The organism is Variovorax sp. SRS16, assembly GCF_901827165.1.
GTDB lineage: Bacteria > Pseudomonadota > Gammaproteobacteria > Burkholderiales > Burkholderiaceae_C > Variovorax.
In genome coordinates, this window is the sequence record NZ_LR594666.1 from 842,008 (window position 1) to 860,657 (window position 18,650).

Consider the following 18,650-nt stretch of genomic DNA (forward strand, 5'->3'; position numbering starts at 1 on the left):
CATGAAAGACCTCCTCGCAGCGATCGCCTTCGCCGCCGCCGCCACCTCGGCGATGGCGCAGATGAACCCCGTCGGCCTGTGGCGCAACGTCGACGACAAGACGGGCGAGGCCAAGGCCGAGATCCGCATCGCCGAGTCGGGCGGTGCGCTCGCCGGCCATATCGAGAAGTCGCTCAAGAAGGACGGCAAGCCGGTGTGCGACGAATGCACCGACGACCGCAAGGGCCAGCCGATCGCCGGCCTCGAGATCATCCGCGGCGGCAGGAAGGCCGAAGGCAAGGAGGTCTGGGAAGGCGGCAGGATCCTCGACCCGGAGAACGGCAAGGAATACCGCGCCAGCTTCACGCCGATCGACGGTGGCAAGAAGCTCGAGGTGCGCGGCTACCTCGGCCCCTTCTGGCGCACACAAGTCTGGAATCGAATCCAGTAGCCCATCGACGGAAGAACCATGTCCCGATTTCAAGTGAAGAAAGTCGCCGTGCTCGGCGCCGGCGTGATGGGCGCGCAGATTGCAGCCCACCTCGTCAACGTGCGCGTGCCGGTGGTGCTGTTCGACCTGCCGGCCAAGGAAGGCGCGAAGAACGGCATCGTCGCGCGCGCCATCGACAACCTCAGGAAGCAGAAGCCCGCGCCGCTCGGCGATGTCGACGATGCGGTGCTCATCGAACAAGCCAACTACGAGGACGATCTCGCGAAGCTCGGCGAATGCGACCTGGTGATCGAGGCGATCGCCGAGCGCATGGACTGGAAGCTCGACCTCTACCGCAAGATCGCGCCGCACGTCGCCAAGCACGCGATCCTGGCCTCGAACACCTCGGGCCTGTCGATCACGAAGCTCAGCGAAGCGCTGCCCGAGGCATTGAAGCCGCGCTTCTGCGGCATCCACTTCTTCAACCCGCCGCGCTACATGTTCCTGGTCGAGCTGATCAACACGCCGACCACCGAGCCGCAGGTACTCGACCAGCTGGAGACCTTCGTCACCCGCACGCTCGGCAAGGGCGTGGTGCGCGCGCACGACACGCCCAACTTCATCGCCAACCGCATCGGCATCGCCGGCCTGCTGGCGACGCTGAAGGAGGCCGAGAAATTCGGCCTCGCGCCCGAGGTGGTGGACGATCTCACGGGCAAGAAGCTGGGCCGCGCGAGCTCGGGCACCTTCCGCACGGCCGATGTCGTCGGGCTCGACACCATGGCCCACGTCATCAAGACGCTGCAGGACAACCTCGACGAGAAGAGCGACCCCTTCCATGCCAGCTTCGCGACGCCGCCGGTGCTCGCGAAGCTGCTCGAACTCGGCAACCTGGGCCAGAAGACGAAGGCCGGCTTCTTCAAGAAGGTGGGGCGCGACATCCTGCGCTTCGATCTGGCCAAGGGCGACTACGTGCCCGCGGGCGACAAGGCCGACGAGGTCTATGGCCGCATGCTGAAGAAGCCCGCGGCCGAGCGGCTGAAGCTGTTGCGCGAGAGCGAAGGCGCCGAGGGCCGCTTCCTCTGGGCCATCCTGCGCGACAGCTTCCACTACGCGGCCGTGCATCTGGCCGATGTCGCCGAGAGCGCACGCGACATCGACTTCGCGATGCGCTGGGGCTTCGGCATGAAGCAGGGGCCGTTCGAGCTGTGGCAGGAGGCCGGCTGGACGCAGGTCGCCACGTGGATTCAAGAGGACATCGATGCCGGCGAGGCGCTGTCGCGCGCGCCGTTGCCGAAGTGGGTCTTCGAAGGTCCGGTCGCCGAGGCCGGCGGCGTGCACACGCCCGAGGGTTCGTGGAGCGCATCGCAGAACCGCTTCGTGCCGCAACGAAAGTTGCCCGTGCATGCGCGCCAGCTCTTTCCCGAGAGCGTGCGGGGTGCGAATGCGCCCGATGCGAACCAGGCCGGCACCACGATCCAGGACGAAGGCGAGGTGCGGCTCTGGACCCTCGACGGCGAGGTGCTGATCGCGAGCATCCATTCGAAGATGCATGCCATCGGCCCCGATGTCGCCGACGCGCTGGCGGCCGGCGTCGAACTGGCCGAGCGCGACTACCAGGCGATGGTGATCTGGTCGCCCGACGAGCTGTTCTCGGTCGGCGCCGACCTGCAGGCGATGCTGCCGGCCTTCGTGGTCGCCGGCATCGGCGCGGTCGACGGCGCCGAGCATGAACTGCAGAAGCTCATGCTCAGGATCCGCTACGCGGGCGTGCCGGTGGTCTCGGCCGTGCGCGGCATGGCGCTGGGCGGCGGCTGCGAGCTGGCCGTGTATTCGGCGAAGCGTGTGGCTGCGATGGAAAGCTACATCGGGCTGGTCGAAGTCGGCGTCGGCCTCGTGCCCGGCGCCGGCGGACTGACCTACATCGCACGCCGCGCGGCCGAGAACGCGGCGGCCTCGACAGGCACCGACCTGCTGCCCTTCCTGACCGAAGACTTCACTGCCGCGGCGATGGCCAAGGTCGGCACCGGCGCGCTGGATTCGAAGAAGCTCGGCTACCTGCTCGACAGCGACGTGATCGTGCCGAACAAGGACGAGCTGCTCCACGTCGCGCTGCAGCAGGCCCGCGCGATGGCCGATGCCGGCTGGCGCGCGCCGCTGCGCCGCCCGTTCAAGGTCGCGGGCCGCAGCGGCGCCGCGACGATCCGCGGCCAGTTGGTCAACATGCGCGACGGCGGTTTCATCAGCGCGCACGACTTCCACATCGCGAGCCTGATCGCCGGCGTGGTGACGGGCGGCGACGTCGATGCCGGCAGCCTCGTGACCGAGGAGTACCTGATGGCGCTGGAGCGCAAGGCCTTCTGCGCGCTGCTCGTGCATCCGAAGACACAGGAACGGATCATGGGGATGCTGAATACGGGCAAGCCGCTGCGCAACTGACGCACTCAATTCATCATGAGTAGCCTAGAGGACGACATTTCCGGTCCCCTCTCCCGCGTGCGGGAGAGGGTTGGGGTGAGGGCACGCAGTCTCAGAGAGACGCCGACCGACGCCGAGACCCTCCTCTGGTACCACCTCAGAGATCGTCGCCTCGCCGGCTGCAAGTTTCGAAGGCAGCGCCCGATCGGTCGGTACTTTGCCGACTTTGCGTGCCTCGAGGCCAAGCTGGTTGTCGAACTCGATGGTGGGCAGCACGCGGATGTGGCTGCCTATGACGAGGCGCGAACGCGATTCATGGAAGGCGAAGGACTTCGCGTGCTTCGGTTCTGGAACAACGAGGTTCTGACGCAGATCGATGTGGTGCGCGAGCAGATTCTGCGGGCGCTGCAGACCCTCACCCCAGCCCTCTCCCGCAAGCGGGAGAGGGGGCAAGACAGCGGCCTTTCCGACGATCCGGGGAGTTCGCAAGACAACAAGGACACATCGACATGAAGCAAGTTCAAGACGCCTACATCGTCTCCGCCACCCGCACCCCCATCGGCCGCTCGCACCGCGGCTTCCTGCGCAACCACCGGCCGGACGATCTGCTCGCGACCACGCTCAAGGCGGCGCTCGCGGCCGTGCCGGGCCTCGACTGGAAGGCCATCGAGGACATCGTCTGCGGCTGCGCGATTCCCGAGGCGCAGCAGGGCCTCAATGTCGCGCGCATCGGCGCGGTGCTCGCGGGGCTGCCGCACAGCGTCGGCGGCATCACGGTCAATCGATTCTGCGCGTCGGGCCTGTCGGCGGTGCAGATGGCGGCCGACCGCATCCGCGTCGGCGAGGCCGAGGTGATGATCGCGGCCGGCGTCGAGAGCATGAGCATGGTGCCGATGATGGGCAACTCGCCCTCGCTGTCGCCGTCGATCTTCGAGCGCGACAGCGATGTCGGCATCGCCTACGGCATGGGCCTCACGGCCGAGAAGGTGGCGCAGCAGTGGCAGGTGAGCCGCGAGGAACAGGACGCCTTTGCGCTGCAGTCGCACCAGCGCGCGCTGGCCGCGCAGCAGGCCGGCCACTTTGCGGACGAGATCACGCCGATCGAAGTCACCGACCGCGCGCCCGATCTCGCCAGCGGCGAGTCGGTTGCGACCACCCGCACCGTGCGGCTCGACGAAGGCGCACGCCCCGACACCTCGCTCGAAGGCCTGGCCAGATTGCGCACCGTGTTCGCCGCGCGCGGCACGGTCACGGCCGGCAACAGCTCGCAGACCTCCGATGGCGCGGGCGCGCTGATCCTCGCGAGCGAGAAGGCCTGCCAGCAGTTCGACCTGAAGCCGCTGGCGCGCTTCGTGAGCTTCGCCAGCAAGGGCGTGCCGCCGCAGATCATGGGCATCGGGCCGATCGAGGCGATTCCCGCCGCGCTGCGCTCTGCGGGCCTCGCGCAGGACGCGATCGACTGGATCGAACTCAACGAGGCCTTCGCGGCGCAGTCGCTGGCGGTGATCCGCACGCTCGGGCTCGATCCGGCCAAGGTCAATCCGATGGGCGGCGCGATCGCGCTCGGCCATCCGCTCGGCGCGACCGGCGCGATCCGCTCGGCGACCGTGGTGCACGCGCTGCGGCGCAACAACCTGAAGTACGGCATGGTCACGATGTGCGTGGGCATGGGGCAGGGCGCCGCGGGCATCTTCGAGCGCGTCTGAAACGCATGCTGCGTCCCGCACACGACTGCATGAACCACCGGCCCAGGGGCACACTGCGACCATGAGCACACATCCTCTCGACAAGGCGCTCGCGCTGTCGCACAGCGACCTGCGCGCCGGCCAATTCACCGGCGCCACGAGCCCGGACTACGGCAACATGGTCGGCCCCTTCGGCGGCACGACCGCGGCGGTGATGCTGCAGGCCGTGCTGCGCCATCCCGATCTGCTCGGCGCGCCGGTCGCGCTGACGGTCAACTATGCCGCGGCGATCGAGGCCGGCGCCTTCGAACTGCAGGCCGTGCCGGTGCGCACCAACCGCTCGACCCAGCACTGGACCGTGCAGATGTCGCAGGCCGGCGCCGACGGCAAGCCGCACCTCACCACCACGGCGACGGCCGTCACGGCGCTGCGCCGCGAGACCTGGGGCGCCACCGACCTGGCGATGCCCGAGGTGCCGCCGCCGGCCGCGGTCGAGCGCCTGAGCATCGGGCCGGCGAAGGTGGCCTGGATCGAGCGCTACGAGATGCGGCCGATCGTCGGCACGATGCCATCCCGCTGGGACGGCAGCGGCGACCACAGCGAAACCCGCATGTGGGTGCGCGATGCCGAGCCGCGGCCGCTGGACTTCGCCGCGCTCACGGCCTTGAGCGACTGCTTCTATCCGCGCATCTGGCTGCGGCGCGCGAAGCCGGTGCCGATCGGCACGGTCTCGATCACCACCTACTTCCATGCCGATGCGGCGCTGCTGGCCGAAGTCGGCACGGGCTATCTGCTGGGTCGGGCCGTCGGGCAGCAATTCCGCAACGGCTACTTCGACCAGGCGGCGCAGTTGTGGAGCGAGGCGGGTACGCTGCTGGCGACCAGCAATCAAGTCGTCTACTTCAAAGAGTGATCCCATGACAACCAAGGCCGCCCTGATCGTCGGCGCCGGCGACGCCACCGGCGGCGCGATCGCCCGCCGCTTCGCCCGTGAAGGCTATGCCACCTGCGTCACGCGACGCAGCCTCGACAAGCTGCAGCCGCTGGTCGCGCGCATCGGGGCCGAGGGCGGCCGCGCCCATGCCTTCGCCAGCGATGCGCGCAAGGAGGAGGAAGTGGTCGCGCTGGTCGAGCAGATCGAATCGACCGTCGGACCGATCGAGGTGATGGTCTTCAACATCGGCGCCAACGTGCCCGAGAGCATCCTGACCGAAAGCGCGCGCAAGTACTTCAAGGTCTGGGAGATGGCCTGCTTCTCGGGCTTTCTCAATGCGCGCGAGGTTGCCAGGCGCATGGTCGCGCGCGAGCTGCCGGATGGCGCGCACCGGGGCACCATCCTGTTCACCGGCGCCACCGCATCGCTGCGCGGCGGCGCGAACTTCGGCGCCTTCGCGGGCGCCAAGATGGCGCTGCGCGCGCTGGCCCAGAGCATGGCGCGCGAGCTCGGCCCGCGCGGCATCCATGTCGCCCACACCATCATCGACGGCGCCATCGACACCGAGTTCATCCGCAGCAATTTCCCCGAGCGCTACGCGTTGAAGGCGCAGGATGGCATCCTGGATCCGGCGCACATCGCGGACGCCTACTGGATGCTGCATGCGCAGCCGCGCGACGCATGGACGCATGAACTCGACCTGCGTCCCTGGTCTGAAAAATTCTGAAGAAGCTCGCCGAAAAGGAGACACGCATGACCACCAGGACCGTCGAGTTCTATTTCGACGTCGGCAGCCCCGCTGCCTACCTCGCCTACACGCAACTGCCGCACGTGTGCGCCGACACCGGCGCCACGCTGGTCTGGAAGCCGATGCTGCTGGGCGGCGTGTTCCAGGCCACGGGCAACCACTCGCCGGCCGAGATCGCGGCCAAGGGGCCGTACATGACCCAAGACCTGACGCGCTTCGCGCGGCGCTACGGCGTGCCCTTCGTTCACAACCCGCACTTCCCGATCAACACGCTGCTGCTGATGCGCGGCGCCACGGCGCTGCAGATGCGCGAGCCGGAACGCTTCGGCGACTACCTGGCGGCCGTGTTCCGTGCGATGTGGGTCGAGCCGCGCAATCTCAACGATGCCGCGACCGTCGGCGCCATGCTGACCGAGGCGGGCTTCGATCCGCATGCCATGCTTGCGCTCGCCGGTACCCAGGCGGTGAAGGATCAACTCAAGGCGATCACGGAGGAGGCCGTCGGGCGCGGCGTGTTCGGCGCGCCGACCATGTTCGTCGGCGACGCCATGTACTGGGGTCAGGACCGCCTAGACTTCGTGCGCGAAGCATTGGAAAGGACCATCTGACATGAGCGACATCCTCGTCCACACCGAAGCCGGTGTGATGACCCTCACCTTCAACCGCGTCGACAAGAAGAACTCGATCACCAGCGCGATGTACGCGCAGCTGGCCGACGCGATCGCCCAGGCCGAACAGGACAGTGCCGTGCGCACGGTGCTGATCCAGGGCGATGCGACCATCTTCAGCGCCGGCAACGACATCGGCGACTTCCTCAACGCGCCGCCCTCGACCGAAGACTCGCCGGTGTTCCGCTTCCTGCGCGGCATCGCGACCTTTCCCAAGCCGCTGGTCGCGGCGGTCTGCGGCCCGGCCGTGGGCATCGGCACCACGATGCTGTTTCATTGCGACCTCGTCTATGCGGGCGACAACGCGATGTTCTCGATGCCCTTCGTCAACCTCGGCCTGTGCCCCGAGGCCGCGTCGAGCCTGCTGGTGCCGCAGATGTTCGGCTACCACCGCGCGGCCGAGGCGCTGCTGCTGGGCGAGCCCTTCATGGCCGAGGCTGCGCTCGAGGTGGGCCTGGTCAACCGCGTGCTGCCGCCGACCGAAGCCAACGCCTTCGCGCAGACGCAGGCGCGCAAGCTCGCGGCCAAGCCGCTGACTGCACTGGTCGAGACCAAGCGCCTGATGAAGAAGGCGCAGCAGCCGGCGCTGATCGAGCGCATGGGCGAGGAAGGCCAGAGCTTCGGCCGCATGCTGCGCGAGCCGGCGGCGCGCGAGGCGTTCACTGCGTTCATGGACAAGCGGCGGCCGGATTTCTCGAAGGTGTGAGAGACAAGACGCAAGCGCTCAATCCTTCTTCTCGATCGCCCGCGGCCGCCCGTTCTCGTCGATCGCCACATAGGTGAAGGTCGCCTCCGTCACCTTGATGTACTCCCCCTGCGCCCGGAAGCGCTCGGCGAACACCTCGACCGTCACGGTGACCGAGGTGCGCCCGACGCGCACCAGCTTCGAATAGAAGGACAGGATGTCGCCCAGCCGCACCGGCTGCTTGAAGACGAATTCGTTGACCGCGACGGTCGCCATGCGGCCCTTGGCGTAGCGCGCCGGGATGACCGAGCCGGCCAGGTCGCACTGCGCCATGACCCAGCCGCCGAAGATGTCGCCGTTGGCATTGACGTCGGCCGGCAGCGGGATCACCTTGAGCACCAGCTCCATGTCGGCGGGGAGGCTCTTGAGCGTGGCGGCCACGTTGGCACTGGAAGAATGGGACATGGGCACAATCCGAGGACAACAACAGCCACGATTGTCTCCTTATGCGCCGCAGCGGCGAAACCCTTTCCTCTCCCCACCACGCATCAGCCGGCCAGCCCGCGCGCAGCGATCGCTCCGACTGGGCGACGCTGCGGCGGCTCTTTCCCTATATCTGGCACTACAAGTGGCGGGTGATCGCGGCGCTGACCTTCATGATCGGCGCCAAGGTCGCCAACGTGGGCGTGCCGGTGCTGCTCAAGAACCTGATCGACGCGATGTCGATCAAGCCCGGCAGCGTGGCCTCGCTGCTGGTGGTGCCTGTCGGGCTGCTGGTCGCCTACGGCCTGCTGCGCCTGTCGACCGCGGTCTTCAACGAGCTGCGCGAGCTGGTCTTCGCCAAGGCCACCGAGGGCGCGGCGCGGCGGATCTCGCTCGAGGTCTTCCAGCACCTGCATGCGCTGAGCCTGCGCTTCCACCTCGAGCGCCAGACCGGCGGCATGACGCGCGACATCGAGCGCGGCTCGCGCGGCGTGCATTCGCTGATCTCGATGTCGCTCTACAGCATCGTGCCGACGATCATCGAACTCACGCTGGTGCTGTCGGTGCTGGGCGTGAAGTTCGATGCCGGCTTCGTCTGGATCACGCTCGCGGCGCTGGTGGTCTACATTGTCTTCACCGTGACGGTGACCGAGTGGCGCACGCAGTTCCGCAAGACCATGAACGAGCTCGATTCGCTGGCGCAGAGCCATGCGGTCGATTCGCTGCTCAACTACGAGACGGTCAAGTATTTCAACAACGAGCACTTCGAGGCCGGCCGCTACGACGCCAGCCTGGAGCGCTACCGCAAGGCCGCCGTCAAGAGCCAGACCACGCTGAGCCTCCTGAATGCCGGCCAGCAATGCCTGATCGCGGTCAGCCTGGTGGCGATGCTCTACCGCGCGACGCAGGGCGTGGTCGACGGCCGCATGACGCTGGGCGACCTGGTGATGGTCAATGCCTTCATGATCCAGCTCTACATCCCGCTCAATTTCCTGGGCGTGATCTACCGCGAGATCAAGCAGAGCCTGACCGACCTCGACAAGATGTTCGTGCTGCTCGAGAAGGACCGCGAGGTGCGCGATGCGCCGGGCGCGCAGCCGCTGGCCGGCGCCGATTCGACGGTGCGCTTCGAGGACGTGAGCTTCGCCTATGAAGCCGCGCGGCCGATCCTGAAGCATGTGAGCTTCGAGATCCCCGAAGGCAAGACGGTGGCGGTGGTCGGCCCTTCGGGCTCGGGGAAGTCGACCATGGCGCGGCTGCTCTACCGCTTCTATGACGTCCAGCAGGGCCGCATCACGATCGGCGGCGAGGACATCCGGCAAGTCACGCAGGCCAGCGTGCGGCAGGCGATCGGCATCGTGCCGCAGGACACGGTGCTGTTCAACGACACGGTCGAATACAACATCGCCTACGGCCGCCCCGGCGCCAGCCGCGCGGAGGTCGAGGAGGCGGCTCGCGCGGCGCGCATCCACGACTTCATCGCCGCCACGCCCAAGGGCTACGCCACGACGGTCGGCGAGCGCGGCCTCAAGCTGTCGGGCGGCGAGAAGCAGCGCGTGGCGATCGCGCGCACGCTGCTCAAGAATCCGCCGATCGTGATCTTCGACGAGGCGACCTCGGCGCTCGATTCGGCGAACGAGCGCGCGATCCAGTCGGAGCTCAAGAGCGCGGCACAGAACAAGACCACGCTGGTGATCGCGCACCGGCTGTCGACGGTGGTCGACGCGCACGAGATCCTGGTGCTCGAAAGCGGCGTGATCGTCGAGCGCGGCACCCATGCGGCGCTGCTGGCCCGGGAGGGCAAGTACGCGCAGATGTGGGCGCTGCAGAAGATCGAGGCCGCGCCGGTGCTTTGACGCATCGGCACGGGCCTTGCAGCGTCATCGGTATCTCGAACTTCAGGAGTCGTCGCAGTCATGTCAGGTCTTGTCCCCTTGCTGATTCTCAACAGGCAGATGAAGGCGCATCTCGCGCAGCTGTCGCAGGCCTACGATGTCACCTATGCGCCGACGCCGGCCGAGCGCAAGGCGGCGATCGAGGCCGGGGGCGGGCGCTTTCGCGCCGTGCTCACCATCGGCACCGTCGGCCTCACCGGCGCGGAGATCGACGCGATGCCGGCGCTGGAGCTGATCTGCACCATGGGCGTGGGCTACGAGAGCGTCGACCTGGCCGCGGCACGGGCGCGCGGCATCGCGCTGGCGAACGGCGCCGGCACCAACGACAACTGCGTGGCCGACCATGCCTTCGGGCTGCTGATCGCGGCCGTGCGCGGCCTGCTCAGGCTCGACCGGCTGTGCCGCGAGGGCGTCTGGCGCGACGGGATCGCGTCGCCGCCGAACGTCTCGGGCAAGCGCCTGGGCATCCTGGGGCTGGGCACCATCGGCGAGAAGATCGCCAGGCGTGCCGCTGGCTTCGACATGGAGGTCGGCTATCACAACCGCCGCCCGCGCGAGGGCGCGGCGCATCGCTACTTCGACAGCCTCCATGCGCTGGCCGCGTGGTGCGACTTCCTGGTCGTCGCGACGCCGGGCGGCGAGGGCACGCGGCACCTGGTCGACGCGGCGGTGCTCGACGCGCTCGGCCCGCAGGGCTTCCTGGTGAACATCGCGCGCGGCAGCGTGGTCGATACCGAGGCGCTGGCCGCGGCCCTGCGCGAAGGGCGTCTCGGCGGCGCGGGCCTGGATGTCTACGAGAGCGAGCCGAAGCCGCCCGCGCCCCTGATCGGCCTCGACAATGTCGTGCTCACGCCGCACCTGGCCGGCTGGTCGCCGGAGGCCAACGAGGCGACCTTCCAGCGCTTCCTGGCCAATGCGGCCGGGCATTTCTCGGGGCGCGGCGTGGTCTCGCCGATCTAGCGCGAGGCTGCCGCGCAGACATAATGTTCTGCATGGAAACCAAGTGGCTTGAAGATTTCGTCAGTCTTGCCGAGACGCGCAGCTTCAGCCGCTCGGCCCAGTTGCGCCATGTCACCCAGCCGGCCTTCTCGCGCCGCATCCAGGCGCTGGAGGGATGGGCCGGCACCGACCTCGTCGATCGCAGTTCCTACCCCACGCGCCTGACGCCGGCCGGCCAGACCCTGTACGGCCAGGCGATCGAGATGCTGCAGGCGCTGCAGAGCACGCGCGCCATGCTGCGCGGCCATTCGGCGGCGGCGCAGGACGTGATCGAGTTCGCGGTGCCGCACACGCTGGCCTTCACCTTCTTTCCGGCCTGGGTCACCAGCCTGCGCGAACGGTTCGGTCCGATGAAGAGCCGCCTCATCGCGCTCAACGTGCACGACGCGGTGCTGCGGCTGGTCGAGGGCAGCTGCGATGTGCTGATCGCCTACCACCATGCGTCGCATCCGCTGCCGCTCGATGCCAACCGCTACGAGATGGTGGGCCTGGGCGTCGAAGTGGTCGCGCCCTGGGTCAAGCCCGACGCCGACGGCCGCCCGCGCTACCGCCTGCCGGGCCGGCCGGGGCAGCCGCTGCCCTACCTGGGCTATGCGCCCGGCGCCTATCTGGGGCGGCTGGTCGACCAGCTGCTCAAGGAATCGGGCACCGCCATCCACCTCGATCGCGTCTACGAGACCGACATGGCCGAAGGCCTCAAGGTGATGGCGCTCGAAGGGCACGGCATCGCCTTCCTGCCGGAGAGCGCGGTGCGCAAGGAAGTGCGTGCCCGCACGCTGGTGAGCGCGCTGCCGCCCGAGATCGAAAGCCTCGAGGCGACCATGGAGATCCGCGCCTACCGCGAGCGGCCGCAGGCCGCGCCGTCGGCGAAGGGCAACGGCCGCGCGGCCATCAAGCCCGACGCCGCGGCAGCGCCGCGGACCAAGGGCAGCGTGGAGGCGCTCTGGTCCTACCTGGTGGGCACCGAGGCGGCGAACTGAGCGCCCGTCTTGTGCAGTGCATCAATCTATGACGCCGGTGCATGCCGGGTCTCGCAAACGGCATTGGCGCACGCGTCTGCGTGCCCCTACAGTCGCGGGCAGTCTTGCTGTCGCATGAATCCTTCGCACGCCTTCGCGCGTGCTTTTTTTTGAGGCAGCCCGTCGGGCACGAAGACTGCATGGTGAAGAAGACCCGGCATTCTCCCGTGCGCCTCATGGCCGGCATGGTGCGCAGTGCACCGGGTTGGTCCGGGTGTTGCAGCAGAATGCGTGTGTCTAGAATTTCCTCGTCTCGTTTTTCAGTTCACCCCAAGGAGTTTTCCTTCATGAAGAAGCAAGTACTGGCATTGACGATCGCGGCGCTGGCCACGGGCGCCGCATGGGCGCAGGCCAACGACACCTTGGCGAAGATCAAGGCGTCGGGCGTCATCACCGAAGGCGTGCGTGAATCGTCCGGCCTGTCCTATACGCTGGGCAACGGCCAGTACACCGGGTTCCACTACGACGTCTGCGCCAACATCATCAAGGACATCCAGAAGAACCTGGGCCTGGCCAAGCTGGAAACCAAGTACCAGCCCGTGACCTCGCAGAACCGCGTGCCGCTGGTGCAGAACGGCACCGTCGACCTCGAATGCGGCTCCACCACCAACAACCTCGCGCGCCAGAAGGACGTGGCCTTCGCCGACACCACCTACGTCGAGGAAGTGCGCATCGCGGTCAAGGCCAACTCGGGCATCACCTCGATCAAGGACCTCAACGGCAAGACGGTGGCCACCACCACCGGCACCACCTCGGTCCAGACCCTGCGCAAGAACGAGCGCGCCGGCGGCATCGACTTCAAGGAGCTCTACGGCAAGGACCACTCCGACAGCTTCCTGCTGCTCGAGTCCGGCCGCGCCGATGCCTTCGTGATGGACGGCTCGATCCTGGCCTCCAACATCGCCAAGGCCAAGACGCCGTCCGACTACAAGATCGTCGGTGAGGTGCTCAGCGTCGAGCCGATCGCGATCATGATGCGCAAGGACGACCCGGCCTTCAAGAAGATGGTCGATGACAGCATCAAGGCGCAGATCAAGGCCGGCGAACTCAACAAGCTCTGGGACAAGTGGTTCCTGCAGCCGATCCCGCCGGCCAACGTCAAGATCGGCCTGCCTCTGTCGGACGCCACCAAGGCGGCCTGGGCGAACCCCAACGACAAGCCGATGGAAGACTACGCGAAGAAGTGATTCGCGCGCCGGTCACCGCGCAACGCCCGCCCACTTCGGCGGGCGTTTGTTTTAGTCAAGAAATAGGAGAGTCCCGATGGGATCGAGCTGGGATTGGCAGGTCTTCTTGCAAGACCCTGGAGGAAAGTACCCGACGTATTGGCAATGGATGATCTCGGCCTGGGGCTGGACCATTTCCGTGTCGCTGCTGGCGCTGATCGTGGCGCTGGTGCTGGGTTCGTTGATCGGCATCATCCGCACGCTGCCCGACAGCCCCTGGCTGATCCGCTTCGGCAATGCCTGGGTCGAGCTCTTTCGCAACATTCCGCTTCTGGTGCAGATCTTCCTCTGGTACCACGTGATCCCGGCCTTGATCCCGCCCATGAAGGGCGTGCCGAGCTTCGTGCTGGTGGTGCTCGCGCTGGGCTTCTTCACCTCGGCGCGGATCGCCGAGCAGGTGCGCTCCGGCATCCAGGCGCTGCCCAAGGGCCAGCGCTACGCGGGCATGGCGGTGGGCTTCACCACGCCGCAGTACTACCGCTACGTGATCCTGCCGATGGCCTACCGCATCATCATCCCGCCGCTCACCAGCGAGACGATGAACATCTTCAAGAACTCGTCGGTGGCCTTCGCCGTGTCGGTGACGGAACTCACGATGTTCGCGATGCAGGCGCAGGAAGAAACCTCGCGCGGCATCGAGGTCTACCTGGCGGTCACGGCGCTCTACGTGATCTCGGCCTTCGCGATCAACCGGCTGATGGCCTTCATCGAGAAGAAGACGCGCGTGCCGGGCTTCATCGTCTCGGCCAGTGCCGGCGGCGGAGGACACTAGCATGAAGCACACCCCCAGGCTGGCCCACTTCGTGTGGCCGCCCACCCCCTTGCAGGGGGCAACACCAGCAGCCCGGCGAAGCCGGTTCTGCGGTGTTTCTGGAATGGAGCAATTGCCATGATGCATCTGGATCTGTCGTTCTACAACTGGGACGTCATCAGCAACTTCGTCGTCAAGGGCTTCTACTTCAGCATCATGCTGACCGTGGTCTCGACGATCGGCGGCGTGATCTTCGGCACCCTGCTGGCGCTCATGCGCCTGTCGGGCAACAAGTGGCTCGACGCGCCGGCCGCCGTCTACGTCAACGGCATGCGCAGCATTCCGCTGGTGATGGTGATCCTGTGGTTCTTCCTGCTGATGCCGGCGTCCTTCTATTCGTTCTTCGGCGCCTGGGGTTCCAACTACCGCTCCGAGATCTCGGCGGTGATCACCTTCATCGCCTTCGAGGCGGCCTACTTCAGCGAGATCATGCGCGCCGGCATCCAGTCGATCCCGCGCGGCCAGGTGAATGCGGGCCAGGCCGTGGGCATGACCTACGGCCAGAACATGAGGCTCGTGATCCTGCCGCAGGCCTTCCGCAACATGCTGCCGGTGCTGCTGACGCAGACCATCATCCTGTTCCAGGACACCTCGCTGGTGTATGCCATCGGCGCCTACGACATGCTCAAGGGCTTCGAGACCGCGGGCAAGAATTTCGGGCGTCCGATCGAGGCCTACCTGCTGGCCGCGGTCGTTTACTTCATCATGTGCTACGCGCTGTCGTGGCTCGTGAAGCGACTGCACAAAAAGATCGCGATCATTCGATGATCGTCAATGAACCATTGAACGGAGAGCTTTGAAATGGCCGACAACATGATCGAGATCAAGAACGTGTCCAAGTGGTACGGGCCGGTGCAGGTGCTGCAGGACTGCTCGGTGAGCATCGCCAAGGGCGATGTGGTGGTGGTGTGCGGGCCTTCGGGCTCGGGCAAGTCCACGCTGATCAAGACGGTGAACGCGCTGGAGCCCTTCCAGAAGGGCGAGATCACGGTCAACGGCATTCCGCTGCACGACCCGAAGACCAACCTGCCCAAGCTGCGCTCCAAGGTCGGCATGGTGTTCCAGCACTTCGAGCTGTTTCCGCACCTGTCGGTCACCGAGAACCTCACGATCGCTCAGATCAAGGTGCTGGGCCGCAGCGCCGACGAGGCCAAGACGCGCGGCCTCAAGATGCTCGACCGCGTGGGCCTGATGGCGCACAAGGACAAGTTCCCCGGCCAGCTCTCGGGCGGCCAGCAGCAGCGCGTGGCGATCGCGCGCGCGCTCAGCATGGACCCGATCGTGATGCTGTTCGACGAGCCGACCTCCGCGCTCGACCCCGAGATGGTCGGCGAAGTGCTCGACGTGATGGTGGCGCTGGCCAAGGAAGGCATGACCATGATGGTGGTCACGCACGAGATGGGCTTCGCGCGCAAGGTCGCGAGCCGCGTGATCTTCATCGACGTCGGCGGGCGGATTCTGGAGGATTGTTCGAAGGACGAGTTCTTCAGCCATCCGGAGAATCGGCAGGCGCGGACGAAGGACTTTCTCAACAAGATCCTTCAACATTAAGCTCGCCCCCAGGCTGCGCGCACTTCGTGTCGCTCCGCCTCCCCTGCCGGGGGCGGTGCCGGCCGACCGGCAGAGCCGGATCGGCGGCACCCCTGGAACGAAAAAATGCCCCGCATCGCGGGGCATTTTTTCTTTCTCCCTCTCCCTCTGGGAGAGGGTTGGGGTGAGGCGCGCGGCGCCCGCTGCCGCCTACTTCCTGTTCGCCGCTACCGCCTTCTCTGCCTTCGCAACCAGGTCGGCGCCCACCGTGCTCTTCCACTTGTCATACACCGGCCGCGTCGCCTTCACGAACGCATCACGCTCCGCCGGGTTCAACGAAGTCACCGTCACCCCCATCCCCGCGATCTCCTTGAGCACCGGCTTGTCGGCTTCCACCAGCCCCTTGCGCGCAAGCACGAGTTCCTGTTTGCCCGCATCGAGCGCGGCCTGCCGCACGGCGGCCTGATCGGCCGGCGTCCACGAGGCCCAGACCTCCTTGTTGACGACGAACACCAGCGGGTCGCACACATAGCCCCAGGTGGTCACGAACTTCTGGCCCACGGTCTGCATCTTCAGGATGGTGAAGAGGAAGAGCGGATTCTCCTGCCCGTCGACCGCGCCGCTGGCGAGCGCGGGCTGCGCATCGGCCCAGCTCATCTGCGTCGGGTTGGCACCCAGCGCGGTGAACATGTCGGAGAAGATCGGTGAGCCGACGACGCGGATCTTCATGCCCTTGAGGTCCTCGGGCGTCCTGATCGGCTTCTTGGAGTTGGTGATCTCGCGGAAGCCGTTCTCGCCCCAGGCCAGCGGCACCACGCCGGCCTTGTCGAGGATCTTGAACATGTCCTTGCCGACCTCGCCCTGCGTCAACGCGTCCACCGCCGCATAGTCGGGCATCAGGAACGGCATCGAGAACAGGTTGAGCTGCTTGACCTGCGGCGACCAGTTGATGGTCGAGCCCACGGCCATGTCGATCACGCCCTGGCGCAGTGCGCTGAACTCGCGCGTCTGGTCGCCCTGGATCAGCGACACGCCCGGATAGAGCTTGATGTTGATGCGGCCCTGCGTGCGCTCCTTCACGAGGTCGGCCCAGATCTTGCCGGCCTGGCCCCATGGCGTGGGCGGGCCCAGCACCAGCGACATCTTGTACTCGGCCTTGTAGCTCTGCGCGGGCGCGGCCACCGAGAAGGTGCCGAGCGCCGCAGCGACGGCCAGCACGCCGAGCAGGGAGCGACGGAATTTCATGTGCAGTCTCCTTTGAATGAATCAGTAGCCCAGTTTTCGCGGCAGCCACAGCGCAAGCTCGGGCCAGATGACGACCGCCACCATCACGAGGAACATCGCGAACAGCATCCAGCCGACCCAGCGCACGGTCTCTTCCATGCGCACGTTGGCGATGCGGCACGACACCATCAGGTTGACCGCCAGCGGCGGCGTGAACTGGCCGAGCGCGACCTTGAGCGTGAGGATCACGCCGAACCACACCGGGTCCCACTTGTAGAACTGCACGATCGGCCACAGGAGCGGCACGAAGATCAGGAAGATCGAGACGCCGTCGAGGAACATGCCGACCGTGATCAGCATCAGGATCAGGAGCGACAGCACGCCGTACTCGCCCAGCCCCGAATTCACGATCGCGCGCGTGACCGGATCGATCACGCCCAGCGTCGACAGCGAATACGCGAAGATGCCCGCAAGCGACACCACGATCAGGATCACGGCCGACAGCTCGCCCGACTCGCGCAGGATCACGAACAGGTCGCGCACCTTGATCGTGCGATGGATCGCCATGCCGACGAAGAGCCCGTAGAACACCGCGACCACCGCCGCTTCGGTCGGCGTGAACAGGCCGGCGCGCATGCCGCCGAGGATCAGCACCGGGGCCGCCAGGCCCCAGGTCGCCTCGCGGAAACTCTTCCAGAACGCCGGCCGCGGCAGGCTCGATTCGAGCGCGCCCATCTTGTGCTTGCGCGCCAGCAGCACGGCCGGCACGATCAGCGCGACGCCGGCCAGGATGCCCGGGATCATGCCGGCCGCGAACAGCGCCGGCACCGAGGCGCCGGGCACCAGCACCGAATAGACGATGAAGGCGACCGAGGGCGGGATCAGGATGTCGGTCGCCGCCGCCGCGCCGACCACGCTGGCCGAGAACGCCGCCGGGTAGCCCGCGCGCGACATCGCGGCGATCATCACCGCGCCGACAGCGGCCGCATTGGCCGGGCCCGAGCCGGAGATGCCGCCGAGGAACATCGCCACCACGATCGCCACCAGCGGCAGCATGCCCGGGCCGCGGCCGACGATCGCGATCGCGAAGTTGACCAGCCGAAGCGCCACGCCCGAGCGGTCGAAGATCGAGCCGACCAGCACGAACATCGGGATCGCGAGCAGCGGGTATTTGCCGAGGCCCGCATAGAAGTTCTGCGGCACGGCCAGGAGGCCGAACCATTGCGCATCGCCGTTGGCCAGTGCGATGCAGGCCGCGCCGGCGAGGCCGAGTGCCGCGCCGATCGGCACGCCGACCAGCATCATCAGCACGAAGGCGACGAAGAGCAGGGTCGGAATCATCGGTCCGTGCCGCCGTAGGTGGTCTTGCGGCCGCGCCGCACGAACAGGCCCACCGCGCGCAGCGCGATCGCCAGCGAGACCACCGGCAGCCAGATCGAATACCACCACTGCGGCACGCCGATGCCGGGCGAGGTTTCCTCGTAGCGGTAGTCGTCCCAGACCACGCGCACGCTGAGCACCGCGATCAGGAAGAACAACATGGCCACCATCGCGGCGCCGAATTGCGCGAGGCGCTTGCGGCGCGCCTGCGAACCGCTCTCGGCGAAGTACTCGATGCGGATGTGGCGGTCGCGCGCCACCGCGGCCGAGCCGGCCACCAGCGCCAGCAGGATCATGAGGAACACCGAGAACTCCTCGGTCCACGCGAAGGACGAATCGGTGAAGTAGCGCACCAGCACGTTGGCGAAGGTGATGCAGGCCAGCAGGCCCATGATGATCACCGTGAGCCAGTCCTCGATGGCCAGCGGCACGCGCGTCGGCTCGTCGGCGGCTTCGATTTCGGGCGGGAGGGGGCTGGCGGCGTCCAGCACGGGGCCGGACTCGGTGGGCGTGGACATCGGGAAGAAGGTGCGTGC

General features: G+C 67.0%; 19 protein-coding genes. 15 read left to right on the forward strand and 4 right to left on the reverse strand.

The window, feature by feature from the left end; genetic code table 11:
• Window position 1 precedes the first annotated feature (1 nt).
• The 8 genes from E5P2_RS04105 to E5P2_RS04140 all read left to right on the forward strand — a co-directional run bounded on the left by E5P2_RS04105 (window position 2) and on the right by E5P2_RS04140 (window position 7,568).
• Window positions 2-430, forward strand: coding sequence for a DUF2147 domain-containing protein (locus E5P2_RS04105; protein WP_162565884.1), 429 nt, complete (start codon window positions 2-4; stop codon window positions 428-430).
• Window positions 431-448: 18 nt separating this feature from the next.
• Window positions 449-2,848 carry a 3-hydroxyacyl-CoA dehydrogenase/enoyl-CoA hydratase family protein gene (locus E5P2_RS04110; RefSeq protein WP_162565885.1) on the forward strand — a complete coding sequence of 800 codons (2,400 nt, stop codon included), beginning with the start codon at window positions 449-451 and terminating at the stop codon, window positions 2,846-2,848.
• Window positions 2,849-2,863: 15 nt separating this feature from the next.
• The gene (locus E5P2_RS04115; protein WP_162565886.1) at window positions 2,864-3,340 is read left to right on the forward strand and encodes an endonuclease domain-containing protein; all 477 of its coding nucleotides are present in this window, start codon (window positions 2,864-2,866) and stop codon (window positions 3,338-3,340) included.
• The gene (locus tag E5P2_RS04120) at window positions 3,337-4,533 is read left to right on the forward strand and encodes an acetyl-CoA C-acyltransferase (RefSeq protein ID WP_162565887.1); all 1,197 of its coding nucleotides are present in this window, start codon (window positions 3,337-3,339) and stop codon (window positions 4,531-4,533) included. Before E5P2_RS04115 ends, E5P2_RS04120 begins: the two co-directional genes overlap by 4 nt.
• A gap of 61 nt (window positions 4,534-4,594) precedes the next feature.
• A complete protein-coding gene (locus tag E5P2_RS04125; protein WP_162565888.1) occupies window positions 4,595-5,425 on the forward strand; it encodes an acyl-CoA thioesterase in 831 nt (276 codons plus the stop codon).
• A gap of 4 nt (window positions 5,426-5,429) precedes the next feature.
• On the forward strand, window positions 5,430-6,173 hold the full coding sequence (locus E5P2_RS04130; RefSeq protein WP_162565889.1) for an SDR family oxidoreductase: 744 nt from the start codon (window positions 5,430-5,432) through the stop codon (window positions 6,171-6,173).
• 26 nt (window positions 6,174-6,199) lie between these two features.
• Window positions 6,200-6,802, forward strand: a complete 603-nt coding sequence (locus E5P2_RS04135; protein ID WP_162565890.1) for a 2-hydroxychromene-2-carboxylate isomerase — start codon at window positions 6,200-6,202, stop codon at window positions 6,800-6,802.
• Window position 6,803: 1 nt separating this feature from the next.
• Window positions 6,804-7,568: an enoyl-CoA hydratase gene (locus E5P2_RS04140; RefSeq protein ID WP_162565891.1), complete on the forward strand. Its 765-nt coding sequence runs from the start codon at window positions 6,804-6,806 to the stop codon at window positions 7,566-7,568.
• Window positions 7,569-7,586: 18 nt separating this feature from the next.
• Here E5P2_RS04140 and E5P2_RS04145 read toward each other — a convergent pair whose 3' ends face one another.
• Window positions 7,587-8,012 carry an acyl-CoA thioesterase gene (locus E5P2_RS04145; protein WP_162565892.1) on the reverse strand — a complete coding sequence of 142 codons (426 nt, stop codon included), beginning with the start codon at window positions 8,010-8,012 and terminating at the stop codon, window positions 7,587-7,589.
• A 41-nt stretch (window positions 8,013-8,053) separates the two neighbouring features.
• On the opposite strand from E5P2_RS04145, the gene E5P2_RS04150 reads away from it, so the two are divergent.
• From E5P2_RS04150 to E5P2_RS04180, 7 genes are all read left to right on the forward strand, one after another.
• Window positions 8,054-9,886: an ABCB family ABC transporter ATP-binding protein/permease gene (locus E5P2_RS04150; RefSeq protein WP_162565893.1), complete on the forward strand. Its 1,833-nt coding sequence runs from the start codon at window positions 8,054-8,056 to the stop codon at window positions 9,884-9,886.
• A 60-nt stretch (window positions 9,887-9,946) separates the two neighbouring features.
• Entirely contained in the window at window positions 9,947-10,885 is a 939-nt protein-coding gene (locus E5P2_RS04155) for a 2-hydroxyacid dehydrogenase (RefSeq protein WP_162565894.1), read from the forward strand.
• Window positions 10,886-10,917: 32 nt separating this feature from the next.
• On the forward strand, window positions 10,918-11,904 hold the full coding sequence (locus E5P2_RS04160) for a LysR family transcriptional regulator (RefSeq protein WP_162565895.1): 987 nt from the start codon (window positions 10,918-10,920) through the stop codon (window positions 11,902-11,904).
• 326 nt (window positions 11,905-12,230) lie between these two features.
• The gene (locus E5P2_RS04165; RefSeq protein WP_162565896.1) at window positions 12,231-13,130 is read left to right on the forward strand and encodes a transporter substrate-binding domain-containing protein; all 900 of its coding nucleotides are present in this window, start codon (window positions 12,231-12,233) and stop codon (window positions 13,128-13,130) included.
• Between the two features lie 76 nt (window positions 13,131-13,206).
• Window positions 13,207-13,941, forward strand: coding sequence for an amino acid ABC transporter permease (locus tag E5P2_RS04170; protein ID WP_162565897.1), 735 nt, complete (start codon window positions 13,207-13,209; stop codon window positions 13,939-13,941).
• A gap of 117 nt (window positions 13,942-14,058) precedes the next feature.
• Entirely contained in the window at window positions 14,059-14,748 is a 690-nt protein-coding gene (locus tag E5P2_RS04175) for an amino acid ABC transporter permease (protein WP_162565898.1), read from the forward strand.
• 45 nt (window positions 14,749-14,793) lie between these two features.
• Window positions 14,794-15,531, forward strand: coding sequence for an amino acid ABC transporter ATP-binding protein (locus E5P2_RS04180; RefSeq protein WP_162570334.1), 738 nt, complete (start codon window positions 14,794-14,796; stop codon window positions 15,529-15,531).
• A 189-nt stretch (window positions 15,532-15,720) separates the two neighbouring features.
• Here E5P2_RS04180 and E5P2_RS04185 read toward each other — a convergent pair whose 3' ends face one another.
• The 3 genes from E5P2_RS04185 to E5P2_RS04195 are packed head-to-tail and all read right to left on the reverse strand — an operon-like array spanning window position 15,721 to window position 18,632.
• A complete protein-coding gene (locus tag E5P2_RS04185; RefSeq protein ID WP_162565899.1) occupies window positions 15,721-16,755 on the reverse strand; it encodes a DctP family TRAP transporter solute-binding subunit in 1,035 nt (344 codons plus the stop codon).
• A gap of 21 nt (window positions 16,756-16,776) precedes the next feature.
• Window positions 16,777-18,075, reverse strand: a complete 1,299-nt coding sequence (locus E5P2_RS04190) for a TRAP transporter large permease (RefSeq protein WP_162565900.1) — start codon at window positions 18,073-18,075, stop codon at window positions 16,777-16,779.
• Window positions 18,072-18,632, reverse strand: a complete 561-nt coding sequence (locus E5P2_RS04195) for a TRAP transporter small permease (protein WP_162565901.1) — start codon at window positions 18,630-18,632, stop codon at window positions 18,072-18,074. Before E5P2_RS04195 ends, E5P2_RS04190 begins: the two co-directional genes overlap by 4 nt.
• Window positions 18,633-18,650: the final 18 nt, after the last annotated feature.

Bases quoted from the DNA above. Each gene is read 5' to 3' on its own strand.
- E5P2_RS04105 (WP_162565884.1), top strand. From the start codon at position 2: ATGAAAGACCTCCTCGCAGCGATCGCCTTCGCCGCCGCCGCCACCTCG.
- E5P2_RS04110 (WP_162565885.1), top strand. From the start codon at position 449: ATGTCCCGATTTCAAGTGAAGAAAGTCGCCGTGCTCGGCGCCGGCGTG.
- E5P2_RS04115 (WP_162565886.1), top strand. From the start codon at position 2,864: ATGAGTAGCCTAGAGGACGACATTTCCGGTCCCCTCTCCCGCGTGCGG.
- E5P2_RS04120 (WP_162565887.1), top strand. From the start codon at position 3,337: ATGAAGCAAGTTCAAGACGCCTACATCGTCTCCGCCACCCGCACCCCC.
- E5P2_RS04125 (WP_162565888.1), top strand. From the start codon at position 4,595: ATGAGCACACATCCTCTCGACAAGGCGCTCGCGCTGTCGCACAGCGAC.
- E5P2_RS04130 (WP_162565889.1), top strand. From the start codon at position 5,430: ATGACAACCAAGGCCGCCCTGATCGTCGGCGCCGGCGACGCCACCGGC.
- E5P2_RS04135 (WP_162565890.1), top strand. From the start codon at position 6,200: ATGACCACCAGGACCGTCGAGTTCTATTTCGACGTCGGCAGCCCCGCT.
- E5P2_RS04140 (WP_162565891.1), top strand. From the start codon at position 6,804: ATGAGCGACATCCTCGTCCACACCGAAGCCGGTGTGATGACCCTCACC.
- E5P2_RS04145 (WP_162565892.1), bottom strand. From the start codon at position 8,012: ATGTCCCATTCTTCCAGTGCCAACGTGGCCGCCACGCTCAAGAGCCTC.
- E5P2_RS04150 (WP_162565893.1), top strand. From the start codon at position 8,054: ATGCGCCGCAGCGGCGAAACCCTTTCCTCTCCCCACCACGCATCAGCC.
- E5P2_RS04155 (WP_162565894.1), top strand. From the start codon at position 9,947: ATGTCAGGTCTTGTCCCCTTGCTGATTCTCAACAGGCAGATGAAGGCG.
- E5P2_RS04160 (WP_162565895.1), top strand. From the start codon at position 10,918: ATGGAAACCAAGTGGCTTGAAGATTTCGTCAGTCTTGCCGAGACGCGC.
- E5P2_RS04165 (WP_162565896.1), top strand. From the start codon at position 12,231: ATGAAGAAGCAAGTACTGGCATTGACGATCGCGGCGCTGGCCACGGGC.
- E5P2_RS04170 (WP_162565897.1), top strand. From the start codon at position 13,207: ATGGGATCGAGCTGGGATTGGCAGGTCTTCTTGCAAGACCCTGGAGGA.
- E5P2_RS04175 (WP_162565898.1), top strand. From the start codon at position 14,059: ATGATGCATCTGGATCTGTCGTTCTACAACTGGGACGTCATCAGCAAC.
- E5P2_RS04180 (WP_162570334.1), top strand. From the start codon at position 14,794: ATGATCGAGATCAAGAACGTGTCCAAGTGGTACGGGCCGGTGCAGGTG.
- E5P2_RS04185 (WP_162565899.1), bottom strand. From the start codon at position 16,755: ATGAAATTCCGTCGCTCCCTGCTCGGCGTGCTGGCCGTCGCTGCGGCG.
- E5P2_RS04190 (WP_162565900.1), bottom strand. From the start codon at position 18,075: ATGATTCCGACCCTGCTCTTCGTCGCCTTCGTGCTGATGATGCTGGTC.
- E5P2_RS04195 (WP_162565901.1), bottom strand. From the start codon at position 18,632: ATGTCCACGCCCACCGAGTCCGGCCCCGTGCTGGACGCCGCCAGCCCC.